13 protein-coding genes and 2 pseudogenes are annotated in these 13,677 nt (G+C 59.2%); 6 read left to right on the top strand and 9 right to left on the bottom strand.

Annotation, left to right across the window (positions count from 1 at the left end; all coding sequences use genetic code 11):
- Positions 1–1,453 precede the first annotated feature (1,453 nt).
- Positions 1,454–1,657 (bottom strand): hypothetical protein, encoded by a 204-nt coding sequence (locus XH85_RS11460; protein WP_208758104.1) that lies wholly within the window; start codon positions 1,655–1,657, stop codon positions 1,454–1,456.
- A gap of 412 nt (positions 1,658–2,069) precedes the next feature.
- Here XH85_RS11460 and XH85_RS11455 point away from each other — a divergent pair, with 412 nt between their 5' ends.
- Together XH85_RS11455 and XH85_RS11450 are read left to right on the top strand one after the other, a co-directional pair.
- Complete coding sequence (locus XH85_RS11455; protein ID WP_128931963.1) at positions 2,070–2,351, top strand: helix-turn-helix domain-containing protein; 282 nt, start codon at positions 2,070–2,072, stop codon at positions 2,349–2,351.
- A 132-nt stretch (positions 2,352–2,483) separates the two neighbouring features.
- Positions 2,484–3,419: a LysR family transcriptional regulator gene (locus XH85_RS11450; RefSeq protein ID WP_128931962.1), complete on the top strand. Its 936-nt coding sequence runs from the start codon at positions 2,484–2,486 to the stop codon at positions 3,417–3,419.
- A 249-nt stretch (positions 3,420–3,668) separates the two neighbouring features.
- Here the strand turns inward: XH85_RS11450 and XH85_RS11445 are convergent, their stop codons facing one another.
- The 3 genes from XH85_RS11445 to XH85_RS11435 all read right to left on the bottom strand — a co-directional run bounded on the left by XH85_RS11445 (position 3,669) and on the right by XH85_RS11435 (position 4,882).
- Entirely contained in the window at positions 3,669–4,205 is a 537-nt protein-coding gene (locus XH85_RS11445) for a DUF2285 domain-containing protein (RefSeq protein WP_128931961.1), read from the bottom strand.
- A 46-nt stretch (positions 4,206–4,251) separates the two neighbouring features.
- Positions 4,252–4,446 carry a transcriptional regulator domain-containing protein gene (locus XH85_RS46330; protein ID WP_128931960.1) on the bottom strand — a complete coding sequence of 65 codons (195 nt, stop codon included), beginning with the start codon at positions 4,444–4,446 and terminating at the stop codon, positions 4,252–4,254.
- Between the two features lie 163 nt (positions 4,447–4,609).
- Positions 4,610–4,882: a DNA -binding domain-containing protein gene (locus XH85_RS11435; RefSeq protein WP_128931959.1), complete on the bottom strand. Its 273-nt coding sequence runs from the start codon at positions 4,880–4,882 to the stop codon at positions 4,610–4,612.
- Positions 4,883–5,477: 595 nt separating this feature from the next.
- Between XH85_RS11435 and XH85_RS11430 the strand changes: the two genes are divergently transcribed.
- On the top strand, positions 5,478–5,759 hold the full coding sequence (locus XH85_RS11430; RefSeq protein WP_128931958.1) for a helix-turn-helix domain-containing protein: 282 nt from the start codon (positions 5,478–5,480) through the stop codon (positions 5,757–5,759).
- A gap of 84 nt (positions 5,760–5,843) precedes the next feature.
- On the opposite strand, the pseudogene XH85_RS11420 reads toward XH85_RS11430, so the two are convergent.
- The 4 genes and pseudogenes from XH85_RS11420 to XH85_RS11405 form a co-directional block, all read right to left on the bottom strand.
- Positions 5,844–6,703, bottom strand: a pseudogene (locus XH85_RS11420) (IS3 family transposase); the annotation flags it as partial.
- A 33-nt stretch (positions 6,704–6,736) separates the two neighbouring features.
- A pseudogene (locus XH85_RS11415) lies at positions 6,737–8,102 on the bottom strand (IS110 family RNA-guided transposase).
- Positions 8,103–8,300: 198 nt separating this feature from the next.
- Positions 8,301–8,612, bottom strand: coding sequence for a transposase (locus XH85_RS11410; protein ID WP_128930227.1), 312 nt, complete (start codon positions 8,610–8,612; stop codon positions 8,301–8,303).
- 466 nt (positions 8,613–9,078) lie between these two features.
- Positions 9,079–10,173 carry a KamA family radical SAM protein gene (locus tag XH85_RS11405; RefSeq protein WP_128931955.1) on the bottom strand — a complete coding sequence of 365 codons (1,095 nt, stop codon included), beginning with the start codon at positions 10,171–10,173 and terminating at the stop codon, positions 9,079–9,081.
- A 192-nt stretch (positions 10,174–10,365) separates the two neighbouring features.
- Between XH85_RS11405 and tnpA the strand changes: the two genes are divergently transcribed.
- The 3 genes from tnpA (at position 10,366) to tnpC (ending at position 12,848) form a co-directional block, all read left to right on the top strand.
- Positions 10,366–10,818, top strand: coding sequence for an IS66-like element accessory protein TnpA (gene tnpA, locus XH85_RS47855; protein WP_128931954.1), 453 nt, complete (start codon positions 10,366–10,368; stop codon positions 10,816–10,818).
- Entirely contained in the window at positions 10,815–11,165 is a 351-nt protein-coding gene (tnpB, locus tag XH85_RS11395; RefSeq protein WP_128931953.1) for an IS66 family insertion sequence element accessory protein TnpB, read from the top strand. The genes tnpA and tnpB overlap by 4 nt, the downstream gene beginning before the upstream one ends.
- 99 nt (positions 11,166–11,264) lie before the next feature.
- Positions 11,265–12,848, top strand: a complete 1,584-nt coding sequence (gene tnpC, locus XH85_RS11390; protein WP_128937217.1) for an IS66 family transposase — start codon at positions 11,265–11,267, stop codon at positions 12,846–12,848.
- Here the strand turns inward: tnpC and XH85_RS11385 are convergent, their stop codons facing one another.
- On the bottom strand, positions 12,849–13,178 hold the full coding sequence (locus XH85_RS11385; RefSeq protein WP_245474009.1) for a hypothetical protein: 330 nt from the start codon (positions 13,176–13,178) through the stop codon (positions 12,849–12,851).
- Between the last annotated feature and the right edge of the window lie 499 nt (positions 13,179–13,677).

Below are 13,677 nucleotides of genomic sequence, written 5' to 3'. Positions count from 1 at the left end.
GAACTGCTCGGCCGGCCCTTCCATGGGTCTCGTGGACTCGGGCGCGGCATTCCTTTTTTCTTGTAGCCGCTGAAGATCACGAGGTAGAATGCGAGCGTCGCGTCCTTGCTCCCGATCGCGAAATTTTACCACCCAAGCGGGGCCATTTTGACGCTCGCCGCTCTCAGCTCACCTGGCCCGTCGTTTCAACGCTGGGGGGGGGGCCTCCATGAGCAGCATCATCCGCGATGTCACTTTCAGCCTGCTGATGGTGTGAAGTGCGGGCACCAGTTCGAGTTTCGCGGTCTGCTGATCATATTTGCCGGCACTATTTGTGCACCCCCTGGGCAGTTCGTCGGTGCTAGATGTGATTGCGGGCTTGTAGGCTGAGGAAGAATTAAGGCGATTAGCGTTGGCCTCAAACTTTTGCCCGCCAGTCAAGCGCCCAACCTGTGGCACGTTCGGTAGGGCTGCGCCTGGCCCGCATGGAAGGCGCTCCATGTCACACTTATTAAATGGCACAGCGGGATCTCTCCTGGGCGACCGTGACCGCAGCAAGGCACCAACATCACGTTTTCGGTTAATCCGAAATTGAGGCGATAGAGCCACCAGACAGCACCGGTCGAGATCGGGAATGGCCAGCGCGCGCTTTTATTCCTAAACCTATCCGCGTCATCGGCTTCATTCCACTGTCATCTGGAAACCTCGAGGTCTCGAGGCCAGTGGCTCTCCATTAAGTGAGTTTTCGGTCGGTGATGGCTCGCTGTCGGTCGCGTGCACTTGCAATACATTGGGAGCTGAGATTGGTGTTCGCCATGGCATTCTTTTCCGCGTTTCGAAGCTGGTTGAGAACACGCCTCGCCGCAACCTTACGATGGAAGTACTGCTTCCAAAACGTCCACATCTGGTTGTGACAATTGACAGGAGTTGTAACCTATAAGTCCGCGCACGTAATCGTACTGCTAACAAAGCACCTGCGCCACTTGCGACTGACGTTGCGCCTACCCTAACTTTGCTACCACCTCCTTCAGAAATACCTCCGCGTCCGCCAAGACTATCTGCATCGCCCGCTTGCCGGGCGTGCTAACTGACGGCTGGATTTGCAGTCGTCCAGCGGCTAACACGAAGATGACGGTGCGTGCCGAATGGTTGAGCGAACACCTGGCGCGACTTCGACCAGAGCCATGTGACCGTTCTCCTCGAGAATATTTGCATCCTCGTTATGGCTTAGCACGAGGACAGTTCGTCGACTGCGCTGCGATCTTCCACGGCGACCTATACTGTTCGCATGATGTTGTTCGTATAATCACGGCGTCAAGCGCGTCGCCTGTCTCGCCCGTGAGGCGTCAACCGTTGGGAGGGCTTTGCCCCTGCCTCGAACCGCGTCGCCAGCGCTTCGGCCTTTAGCGCCTGACGATAGGGCTGCACGGCACCCTGCAGGGTTCGCCGGCTGACTGCACGCCTTTTTCGTCCCCTAGGCCTGCCGCACCACATCCGCATTGCCGCGGTGCCGAATGAACCCCTCGCGCAGGCAGCCTTCAAGGCCATCGAGCCACTTCTTACGCTCAGGCGACTTGAACGCCTTCACCCCGCCCGCCGCCACGTAGTCCTTCACCGTGTGATGGCTGCACCCCAGCCGCATCCGCTTCAGACCCCAGCCACCCGCTCTCAGACGCAACAGCTCCGTCACGTCGCCCCGGCGTCTTCATCACCTACTCCCGTGGATCAATCTACGATGAGCCTTCCGTGATTCGTTCCTAGTTCATTCGCTCTCTCCTCGGCAGTCCAAGGAGTGGGCAATTCCTCGTGAAGCCGAGGGGACAGTTTTCCATGGCTCGCGACAAGGGGCGGCGGAATCGAACCGCTGCCAGCGGAACGGCTGAGTTCCGGTCAGCGCCCGCAAAATCTGCGCTGCTGCAAATTGATAGACGGTCGACGTACCAGCGCTTGTGCGGCCTCCCAGTAGCGCCGGGGTAGAGGGATTCGGTGACACGCATCGAATAATTGGATCCAAAGCCTCTAATCTCGGGAGGTTTTTATGTCGGTTATAGCCAGTGGTTTGATGGCCATCGAAATGGCTGCTTTCGCGCATGAGAGCTCGTGCGCTTGTGGCTTACAATGTGCGCCGGATCCGCGTCCAGCGCGGTATTCCGCAAGAGCAATTGGCTTACGATGCAGGAGTTGATCGCTCCTACATGAGCGGACTTGAGCGGCAACAAGCGAACCCGACAATCGATCTTCTCGATCGCCTTGCCGAGACGCTCGGCGTAGCTGTCTCCGAGCTGTTTGTTCGGCCATCCAAGGGCGCGCCGCCACCGGCAACCTTACCTAAAGGTCGCAAGCCGAAGCCGGCACGCGGCAAAAGGACTTAGCCCCTGACAAACACCAGCTGAGACGCAGATCTTGTGCGGTACTGGCGCAGGTATCACGCTCTCACGAGGATTTCATGCGTAGCCGCCCCATATACGCGGCGATCCGGCTATGGGCATCGAATAATGTGATGGATGTTCATTCTGGCGCCGGAGCAGACAATGGCGACTCAAGACGAGGAAGTTCCTTTAAATGCCATCCGCGCGTTTGTGACCGTTGCCCGCGAAGGCAGCGTCACGCGCGCGGCCACCACTTTGGGAACAACGCAAAGTTCGGTCAGCCGGTATTTGGCTGTACTGCGGGATTATCTGGGTGCTGATCTCATCGAGCGGCGTGGACGGGGCAGCGATTTGACCGAGTTCGGGAGGCTATTCGCAAACGCGGTATCTGAGCCGCTCGAAACCGTCAGCTTCACCGCGAAGAGAATGCGACGCCGTGCAGGCGCAGGAACGAATCGGATTGTGGTCCGCACGTCACTATCGACCTTTGCTTTCTCTCTTCTTATTCCAAATCTGCAGGCTTTCTCTTCCGAAGCGGGTGGCGTTATCGTGGACATCGTCAGCTCGCTAGCGCCGCCGACATCTTCGGATGATTTCGATATTTTGATTACACGGGATCTTTCCGTCATCGAGCCCGCCGACAGTTGGGAGATCTACAAAGAGGAGCTGGTGTGCGTCGGCCCGCCAAATCTCGTCGGGGGCAAAGAGCTCTCGATTGTTCGCTCAACCCCTATACTGAACATCACCTCCCGCCCCGACATCCTGCCGACATGGCTGAGGGCCATGAACCTGTCTTCAAGCGACATACGAGCGGGCGCGCGGTATGATCACAACTATCTTGCTCTGCCGGCCGTCATGACAGGGAAATGCCTTCTTGTCGCGCCGGAAATCATCGTCAGTGACCTAGTGCGAGGAGGCGCTTTGCAAATCATCCCTGGCTCCCGCACTCCGAGTGGCATGCAATATCGCGCCTATTCCGTAGATCGCAGCGCGCACCCCGAGATCGCACGTTCTTTTTGCCGATGGCTGGCTCGTCTATGCAAAAAGGTAGCACTTGCGCAGTCTGCCTGACCTCTCGCGGTGTCCCTCAATCCTGTACAGCGGGAGATCAATGCTCAAGCCGAGAGCGCTCAACCTAAGAAAACTATTTGAGCACGGTCGTCAAGGCCTACGGAGATAACGCGCCTCTTTTGCAGCAATCAAGACGCCAATAATGAGAGATCGGAGCGCAAAGACTTTATCCTAGCCGGCATCGTGCCATGTCAGCAGAAGAATTGGCAGGCAGAACGGAAGGTATGCCGTTTATCGCGCCGCAACCCTTTACTTGTCATCCCTGCCCCTGCGTTTGTCGAGCAATGCTCGCCAGCGAAGGCGCATGAGGCGCCGTCCCAGCTTAACAAGTCGAATGGTTCGGCTGCGCAAATCGTCTGTTTTCCAAGCGCGCTGGGCGATACGATGACTTCCAAACAGGCCTTGCGCGATTTGGCGGTAGCTATTTCCTTCCAGCCATCCATCCACTGCGCGAAGCGCAAGGATTAGCCGACGCTGCTTCAAAGCAGGCAAAGCAAGAGGAGGCACTCCGAGCGTCCGACGCTCAAGGGCGAGCCAAAATCGACGTGCGGCCCCCAAGCGAAGCTCGAAATCGGCGTCGAGCGGCAGATCAACGACGACAGCATATCCGCTCGCCGGAAGCTCTCTTAGCCATAGGCGATGCTTCGTGCCCCCGAGCGGCACGATCGCATGCCATCCATCCGGCGCACGGCGAAGCTCGCCACCGGGCAAATGGTCGAAATCGAGCTGATAGCTTTTGGGCGCAATGCAGTTGGCCGCCCGCACAGACAGTATGGTCGGCAGCACCTCGGGTGCCCAAAAGACTGAATGCTTGTCGAAAGTCTTTTGCGGATCAGCAGGAAAACGAGAGCCCCCACTTGCGTCGGAACTGGCCCGCCGCTGCGCTTGAACGTTCGCGGCGAGATAGCCGCTTATAATCCTCTTGGTAGTCGCGATCCCGGCGCAGCCACTCCCAGGCCAGGTCGGCAGCATCCGCCTTCTTCAGGCCGCTGTACGCTTCCTCAGATCTCCAATCAGTATCCGGCATCGCACCTTTCCCGCACAATCTTCAGACGCGGCGAAATGCATCCGATGATTGTGGCTCTTTCCGGTGCTTGCTTATCGTATACGCGCCTTGCACGCACTTAATCGATGGAATGATCAAGTTTTGCGATCGCGACACATTCCGGCGCCCCTGACATCCGCGCTGATCATTGTTTTGGCCAACCGCTACGTAGCAGATCGCGATAGCCGCGGCCCGCTAGCCACTTGGCCCGCGTCAGATGACTTTCGAATGTGCGTCGCGCACGATCCGGTTCAACGGTGGGATCAAGCCCAAGCACAATTCGCGCGATTTCGCGCCAATCTGCCTTGTCCGCGTCCGCATCAAGAAGTCGCATGTAGGCAACAGCGTGCTCCTTGTCATATGACGTGAGCTCGTCGACGCTGGGCGCCAATTCTGCGATCTTCGGCTCGGCTGGCACTGCCTGAAACTCCTACCCAGCTGAAAAGTCTACCGAAATCAGAGCAACGATAACTAATTTGAGGTCGTTTTGGTACCCGTCCAATGGTCGCACGCCAACCTCCTTTTCGCGCTGAGACGGCAATCGCATATCGGCTCACATTGACCTGGTGGCTCCATCCTGAGCTTTCCCTTTTTCATCGCAGTCCATACTGGAAGGGATTGCAGATGTGCCCTGGTTGTCCTTGCTGTTCCTGGCGGAAGGCATGGTGCTCCGTGGTGACCGGCCCGGTCGCACTCGTGAAAGGCAATAGCCAGAACTAGCGAACTGGAGAATATTCGTTTCCCTTTCGAGCCACAGTCGAGCATTCGTCCTATTATAGTCGCGGTCCCCGGACTGAGTGCGATTCCCTCTCTGCGCTAATGGCAAGCTATTGCCCGACGAGAACGCTTGTGGTGGTCAACGAGAAGACGGCACGCACTAGCTGCGTCTACATCTCACCGTTGCCTGATTCCTCGAAGCAATTGGGGAGGACAGCCACTGCTCGTGCGAGCTTATCGTAATAGTATGGCTATAACCAGTGGTTTTATAATCATCGGAATGGCTGCCTCTGCGCATGAACGCTCGTGCGCTTGTGGCCTGGAATGTGCGCCGGATCCGCGTAGAGCGCGGCATTCCGCAAGAGCAATTGGCCTATGATGCCGGGATCGACCGCTCATACATGGGGCGTATTGAGCAGAAGAAAGAGAACCCGACCATTGATCTCCTGGACCGTATCGCCATGACCTTGGGTATTCACCTGTCCGAATTGTTCGCTGAGCCGGCCAAGGGTGCGATGCCCCCCAAGCCGATGCCTAGAGGACGCAAACCGGCGCGCCCCTGTCGGAACAGGACGTAATTATTGAGAGAGCCATCCTTCAGCTAACGACGGAGGGAGCGAGCCGGAGCGGCCTATGATCTTCCCCCGAAAAAGTGGACGGGTTTAAGCGGCTTTTAGCTCCATCTCGATCGGGGCGATATATCCGATCGCGGAATGGAGCCGGGTGCGGTTGTAGAAGCCCTCGATGAAGGCGAAGATATCGCGCTGGGCCTCGGCGCGGGTCTGGTAGTCGCGATGGTGAACGAGCTCGGTCTTCAGGGTATGGAAGAAGCTCTCCATCGGGGCATTGTCGTAGCAATCGGCCTTGCGGCTCATCGATGCAACGATGCCGGCGCCCGTGAGAGCGCGCGATAGGCGTGTGAGGCATACTGCACGCCGCGATCGGAGTGGTGGATCAATCCGGCCTGCGGCCGTTGCTGCTGGATGGCCATCGTCAACGCCGCGGATGCGAGTTCGACTTGCATGTGATCCCGCATGGCCCAGCCGACGATCTTTCGACTGAAGAGATCCATGACGGCCGCCAGATACAGCCAGCCCTCCGCGGTCGGGATGTAGGTGATATCGGCGAGCCAAACGCGGTTCGGGGCTTCCGCTGTGAAGTCGCGCGCGATCAGGTTCGGGGCGATCGGCAGGTCGTGACGGCTGTCGGTGGTGCGCACCCGGCGCGGCGGCGCCGTGATGGCGCGGATACCGTGCCGGCGCATCATCCGCTCGATCCGGCCGCGGCTGGCGCCACGGCCCTGCGTCCGCAGCACGGCATGGACGCGGGGACTGCCGTAGCGGCCGCGGCTGTCGTGATGGGCCTGCCGGATCGCAGCCAGCAGCGTGGCATTGGATTTGGTCCGCTGACTCGCCGGGCGATCGCGCCAGGCGTAATAGCCGGCCGGCGAGACCTCGAGCACGGCGCACATCAATCGTACCGGATAGGCGTCGCGATGGTCCTCGATGAAGCGGAAGCTCATGTCCGGGTTCCGGCAAAGATCGCGATCGACTTCCTAAGAAACAGCCGGATTGGCGTCCTCCGGAATGGCCTGTAAGACGAAGCCCAGCGATTTGGCTCTGCGTTGTAGGTTGGCGAGGACGCGGCTGCGATATTGTTGCTCATAATGGGCGGCACCCGGATCTTTGTAGCTCATGCCATGCCGGAGTGTGTTGTAGAACAAAACCGCAATCTTGCGGGCGGTCGCCGTCACGGCTTTCGACTTGCCCGCTCGGGAGGCTAGCCGACCATAGAATGCGCCGAGCGCTGTATCGCTTCTGCCAACGGTTGTGGCTGCCAACCGCAACAGTGCGGCTGCCCGACTCGAAGACCTTCGGGTACGTGAAGAAAGCACCTTGCCACCAGAGATTTTGTTGCCTGGCGCAAGGCACAGCCAGGAGGTGAAGTGCTTGGCGCTCGGCCAAGCCCTCAGATCGGTGCCACACTCCCCGATAAGCTTCAATGCCAGTGATGGACCCAACCCGTGGATCTCAGTCAGATCGACGCCGAGCACGCCGTACAGCGCGGTCCTGACATCGAAGGTGGGCGCGTTGACCTGTTTGGTCTTGATGCGTGGCTTGGATAGCTTTCCGACCGGCTTTGCGCCTTTATTGTTCAGTGCTGCGATCAGGACCTCGAGCTTGCGGTCGCAGTCCAGCATCTTGGCCTGGTAGACGTCGTAGAGTTCCAGCGACTGGGTCAGCGCGAAGACATGTTCGTGCCGGTCGTTGCCCACCAGTGCCGCACGGATCGTCGCGATGGATGAATGGCATCGCACGTCCCGATAGGTTGCCAAGACGTCAGGATTCCGCTCGCCTGCAACAATGGCTCGGATAATCCGCATGCCGGTCGCGCCGGTGATATCCGAGACCACATGATGGAGCTGCAGATTCATCTCCATCAGGGCCTTCTGCATATGCTGGATAAGACGGCGGCATATTCCACCAGCCGCTCCCGTTGGCGCAGATACGCGCGCAGGGTTGCAATCTCGGCATCAGGTCGGAAGCTGCCGCGTAACAGGCCATAGGAATGAAGCTGGCGCAACCACGCGGCATCGCTGACATCGGTCTTGCGCCCGGGCACGTTCTTGGCGTACCGCGCATTGACCAAGATCACCTCAAACCCGCGCTGCTCCAGGATCTCGTAAACCGGGATCCAATAGACCCAGTGGATTCCATCGCGACACTCGTCACGCCGCACGCTCTGAACCAGTCCGCCAGCTCATGCAGGTCTCGCGTGAATGTGCCGAAAGAGCGCACCGGCACGTCGGTGCAAGCGGGGTCCACCGCGGCCATGTGCATCTTTGATCCAATGTCGATGGCGGCGGCCCCGACATTGACCAGCTTCAGTTCCGGGCGGTCGCCGGCCGTCCTCTTGAGCATGGCAATCCTCCGTTCAATGATGAGCAGGAGGGTCTGGGCTATGCCAATCGTCATCTTCCTAATCGGGATCGTCGCCAGGCGACGTCACCACTCTCAAGTTCGCATGCACCCATGGACCATGTTTTTTAACGGGGATTGTGCCTCCAATAATCGAGCGGCCGCTACCCTCCCAGCGCCGAGGATAGCACAAGGCTGTTTCTACGCCGCACAGGCGCGCCACGGTGCTGGACCGTTTTTTAAAATGTCGCGCTCCATGCGCAGCCGTTCGTTCTCCTGGCGCAACCGGGCGATCTCCGAAGCCTGGTCCGCCGACATCGGCGTCGCCTGCGTGGTGGGGCGCCACGCCGCCGATGCCGGCTGCTGCCCGGCCTTATCCACCCAGCGCCGCAGCACCGAGTCGCGCAGCCCGAGTTCCTTGCCTACCGACGTGATCGAGCGACCGCTCGACACCACCAGCTCAACGGCCTGGCGCTTGTACTCTTCGGTAAATGACCGACGTTGACGTTCCATTCGACACCTCCGGGCTCAATGAGCCTACTACAGGTGTCCACTCATTCGGAGGAGGTTCACTACGTACTCCCTTCGAATCTGCGGCCGCCGGTTCCGATCTCCTGCTCGAGCGGATGTCGCGCCAGCACGGTGCCGCTTAAAGCCCCGCAGAGCGGCCCGTTATAAGACCAGTATCTTTGAAATGAACCCTTACGCCGCTCGCGTAAACCTATTGAGGGCCGCTTGAGGCAGGTTTTCTCGAAATGGCTGAGCCCATGCCCGCTCCAAGGGCATAGAGCTTACCTCCCTGTCAGTGCAGGAATAGGGAGCTCCACAGGTCCTTAGGTTCAGTGCAGCGGACAATCGAGCGCCATCCGAACCTTACTACCGTCAGGGTGCGCTTCCAGCGGTTCAACTTGAATGCGCTTCGTGGGGCGGCAGGGCACCGTACGCCCTCCGAGTTCGTGGGCTGGGAAGCTGGGGTAGATCATTGTGCGGGCAGATCATCAAGCCAACAGGCTGTCGCGACGTGCGGTCGGGAAAAGATCTTACCGATCTTTTCGGGAACTTTATTCTGGTGGTATCGCATATACACGCGGCCATCCTGTCCTAAGTCCAATATCTCTATTTTTCCTGTGTAATGGGACATGATGTATTTAAATGTCTTCTCGATCCCGCTCAGACGTTGGTTGATGCCGCGTACAATTTCTAGTCCGCGCCGAAGTGCGACTTGGAAGTGCGATGCACCCTTCACCGGCCTTGCTTGAAATAAGTAGTAAGGTCGCACTCCGATTTCGTGGCATTTGGCGAAGGTCGCGGCCAATATTTCGGGATCATCGTTGACTTTGGCGAGAAGCACGGACTGATTAAGGAACTGCACGCCCTGTGCTCGCAAACTGCGAACTTTGTGCTCCGCGTCGGATGAGATCTCACCTACGTGATCGAAATGCGTGACGATGATTGGGGTTTTACCCGCCTTGTGGATACGCTGGAATAGCGTTGGTAGAGCGGAATCTTCAAACCGCCTTGGCTCATAGGCCAGCATTTTTGTGCCAAATCTGATCGAATTCAAATGATTTATTGGCAGCAGGTGGTCAACGATCTTGCTCAGATTTGCGGTCCTGAGCACGAACGGGTCGCCTCCGGAAAGGAGTACGTTCGTCATCTCAGAATGGCGCGCAATATATTGCGCGGCCTGATGGAAGTCCGGTGCGATTTCATCCGAAACCTTGCCCACAATGCGCTTGCGAAAACAGTAACGGCAATATGAGCCGCAGCGTTCCGTCACCAGCAATAAACCGGTCTGAGCGTACTTGTGCTGGAGCCCCGGCACGACCGTGTTGTCGTGCTCGCCGCTCGTATCTAAGGTGCCTGGGCTTTCGAACTCCTTGACTGAGGGCTCGACAATGTACTTCAGCTGATCGTAGTAACCGCTTTTGATGATCTGTTCGCGATAAGACTTTGTGACATGATAAGGTGTGATGTTGTTGACTTGCAGTTCACTCTCGCTAACGACGCGGGTTTCTTCAATGAACTTCAACACGCGTGCTCTGCAATTCAGCGGATTAGCTGCTGTTTCCATTGCGCACCTCGTCTTGCCGTATCAGCGCGTTTGATTCAATGCGATCTTCCTCGTCTAAATACAGCATCAACAGTGGATCGATACCTACCTAGTGTGGTGAGGACTTATCGTCAGCGTCATCCAGGGACCACGTGCTGAGGGCTGATCTGGTCGGTTAGGAAGATCTCGTGGAATGTTGGTCACGAGGTCACCATGTCAAAGGATAGTCGTAGGGATGGCGATAAGGATAGGCATACGCCTATCCTCGAAGACGGCGCCGATACGCTGCAACGTGTCGAGATCATCACCGGGATCGGCCGGCGCCGGCGCTGGTCGACCGATGCGAAGGGGGCGATTGTCGCGGAGAGTTTTGCGCCTGGTGCAAGCGTATCCGCGGTGGCGCGGCGACATGACATCAGCCCAAGCCTGTTGTTTCTGTGGCGTCGTCAAACGACACGGGCGAAGGTCGCGGATCGCTTGGCCGGAGACGTACCAGCTGGCTTTGTGCCGGTCGCGATCACCGGCTGCAGGGGCACATTGCCGTCGTGCGAGGAGCAGGCGGCGATCGAGATCGAGGTCGGCGCGGTTCGCATCCGCGTCAGGGGGACGGTCGACCGGCGGGCGCTGTGCGAGGTGCTGGCCGCAGTCGGGACGGTTGGCCGATGATCGGGCTGCGACCCGGGTTGTCGATCTGGATTGCGACGCAGCCGGTCGATTTCCGTCGCGGCATGGACTCGCTGGCGATGCTGGTGAGCGAGGCGTTTGGAGCCGATCCGTTCGACGGCGGACTTTATGTCTTCCGCTCCAAGCGCCGGGATCGCGTGAAGATCCTGACCTGGGACGGAAGCGGCCTCGTCCTTTACTACAAGAGAATCGAAGGACAGTTTACTTGGCCGCCGATCAAGGAAGGCGTCATGCCGCTATCTCATACTCAGCTCTCGGTGCTGCTCGATGGCTCAGACTGGAAGCGTGTGCCGATGCGTGTTGTGGATCAGCCATCACGAGCTGGTTGATCCGTATCGATAGTAGTTCGTCACTCATGCGGAGCTGTTGTAGAATCACTCTGCATGAGTGATTTGCCTTCCGATCCAGCATTGCTGCGACAAACCGTGATGACGCTGTCGTCACGGCTTGCGGCGTTGTCGGCGGAATGCAGCACGCTTTCGGCCGAGCGTGATGCGGCGATCGCCCAACGCGACGCTGCAGTCCAGGAGAACGACAAGCTCCTGATGATCCTGTCCCAGTACAAGCGCACGATCTTCGGTCCACGCTCCGAGACACTGGATCCCGGACAGCTGTCTCTCTTCACCATCACGGCACAGGCGGCTCGTGCCGCCACCAACGACGACGTGACCGGAGGCAGGCTGCCTGACGGAGCGGAGGGCCGTGGAAAGCGATCGGCGCGACGCAACCGGGGGAGCCTCCCGGAGCATTTGCCGCGCATCGATGTCGTGATCGATATCGAGAGCCACATCTGCTCCTGCTGCGGCGAGCGGCTGCACAAGATCGGGGAGACCGTCAAGGAAGCCTTCGACGTCATTCCGATGCAGTACCGGGTCAAGCGCATTGTGCGTCCGCGGTACGGGTGCCGGGGATGCCGCCAGGGTGTGGTACAGGCACCCGCGCCGGCCCAGGCGATCGACGGTGGAATGGTGACGGAAGCCTTGCTGGCCCACATCGCCGTGATGAAATACGGCTACCAGCTGCCGCTGTATCGCCAGGAACAGATGTTTGCCGCCCAAGGCATCACGCTCGACCGGCAGACGCTGGCCTCGTGGATGAGCCGCGCCGCCTGGTGGCTGAAGCCGCTTCACACGCTGTTGCGCGACAAAGTGATGTCCTACCCGCGGCTGTTTGCCGACGAGACGCCGCTGCCGGTTCTCGATCCCGGCCGTGGCAGGACCAAAGTCTGCCAGTTCTGGGCGATCGCCACCGACGACCGTCCGTGGGGCGGCCCGGCGCCGCCGGCGGTGGTTTACGTGTTCGCCGAGGATCGCAAGGCGATCCGCGCCAGGCAGCTGTTTGGAGCTTACGACGGCATCCTGCAGGTCGACGGTTATGCCGCCTACAAGAGCCTGATCAGGAACGGCGGCTCTCTGGTGCAGCTGGCGTTCTGCTTCGCGCATGTGCGGCGGAAGTTCTGGGACGTTCACGTCGCGACGAAGTCGCCGATTGCCACGGAAGCGCTGCAACGGATCGCGATGTTCTACGCCATTGAGGATCGCATCCGCGGTCTGCCGGCGGCGGATCGGGCTGCGGTGCGGCAAACCGACACCAGGTCGCTGATCGAGGACTTCAAACCCTGGCTCGAGGCGCGACTGCTGGAAGTCTCGAAGAAGTCCGGTCTGGGCAAAGCCATCCGCTACACCCTCAACCATTGGGACGGCCTGACGCGCTTCATCGACGACGGACGCATTGAAATAGACAGCAATACGGTCGAGCGCAGCATCAAGCCAATAGGCCTGGGAAGGAAGAACTACTTGTTCGCCGGCAGTGAAGGCGGCGCCGAGACATGGGCCATTCTCGCGTCGCTCATCAACACGGCAAAGCTGCAAGACCTCGACCCGCGGCATTATCTGACCGATGTTCTCGAGCGCATCGTCTCTGGACGTACAAAGATCAATCAGCTGCACATGCTGTTGCCGTGGAATTGGAAGGCCGAGCGCGACAGTTCGCAGGCAAAGCTCGCCGCCTGATCAGTTCGACGGCAGAGCATCTGGAACTTCCTGCGCATCGCTGGCGTCGTCATAGATCTCCTCGCGGATCACGCGCAGCGTCATCTCGTGCAGATAGACTTGCAACGCCCTCTCCAGCTCGGTGAACTCCGGCAGCAGAACTTTGTCGACGAAGCCTCGTGACGCACGGATCATCACGGTGTTGCGTCGCTGCCGGTGATAACGAAACGGCCGCAGTCCATATCGACGGCAAAGCGCCAGAAAAAGGTGCCGCGACCACTGGTCAGGAAGTGAGAATTGCTGCTCGATCGGCGGATCGTGGCGAGCCAGCTCCTCGACCCGGGCACGCACCCGCTGCAGCGCAGCTTCCGCCGTAGGCGCTCACCAGCAGTTCCCGCACCCGCGAACAACGCCTCGATCTTCCGAAGCTTCTCGCGCAGCTGCGACTCGCTGGTCATTCCGAGGTCCCCGTTGCCCGCTCCAACCCGCGATCACCCCATCATCACGCAACGGCAGCGTCAATCACCTCGATCGGGCAATCCAAAGCATTCCGCGCAAGTCAAGGCCGGGCGCGGTGATCCTCTCGTGACGCTCACGACTTATCGGACTCGAGAGTTGAGAAAGGCGCCCTGGTACCAGATGGAGGATAGCGGCGAGAGGGGAACCTAAGTCGCAGCGACTAGAACGTGTTGAGGTCGAATGACTCGCAAGGGAACCGTGATGGCGCGTCGTGACGCCTAGGCCGATGTCAGTGCACGCGCCATCGGCGATGTGCCGAACGGCCCTTGGAAGACGACGATGTTCCTTGCGGCCCTCACCTGCGAGGGGTGATTGCATCTTGCGTGCTCGA

This window comes from Bradyrhizobium zhanjiangense (genome assembly GCF_004114935.1).
GTDB classification, from domain to species: domain Bacteria; phylum Pseudomonadota; class Alphaproteobacteria; order Rhizobiales; family Xanthobacteraceae; genus Bradyrhizobium; species Bradyrhizobium zhanjiangense.
This window is presented reverse-complemented; position numbering and strand designations above follow the sequence as displayed.

Coding starts and splice junctions, on each gene's coding strand:
- XH85_RS11455 (WP_128931963.1), top strand. CDS start 2,070: ATGAGAGCTCGTGCGCTTGTGGCTTACAATGTGCGCCGGATCCGCGTC.
- XH85_RS11450 (WP_128931962.1), top strand. CDS start 2,484: ATGTTCATTCTGGCGCCGGAGCAGACAATGGCGACTCAAGACGAGGAA.
- XH85_RS46330 (WP_128931960.1), bottom strand. CDS start 4,446: ATGCCGGATACTGATTGGAGATCTGAGGAAGCGTACAGCGGCCTGAAG.
- XH85_RS11430 (WP_128931958.1), top strand. CDS start 5,478: ATGAACGCTCGTGCGCTTGTGGCCTGGAATGTGCGCCGGATCCGCGTA.
- XH85_RS11410 (WP_128930227.1), bottom strand. CDS start 8,612: ATGGAACGTCAACGTCGGTCATTTACCGAAGAGTACAAGCGCCAGGCC.
- XH85_RS11405 (WP_128931955.1), bottom strand. CDS start 10,173: ATGGAAACAGCAGCTAATCCGCTGAATTGCAGAGCACGCGTGTTGAAG.
- tnpA (WP_128931954.1), top strand. CDS start 10,366: ATGTCAAAGGATAGTCGTAGGGATGGCGATAAGGATAGGCATACGCCT.
- tnpB (WP_128931953.1), top strand. CDS start 10,815: ATGATCGGGCTGCGACCCGGGTTGTCGATCTGGATTGCGACGCAGCCG.
- tnpC (WP_128937217.1), top strand. CDS start 11,265: ATGACGCTGTCGTCACGGCTTGCGGCGTTGTCGGCGGAATGCAGCACG.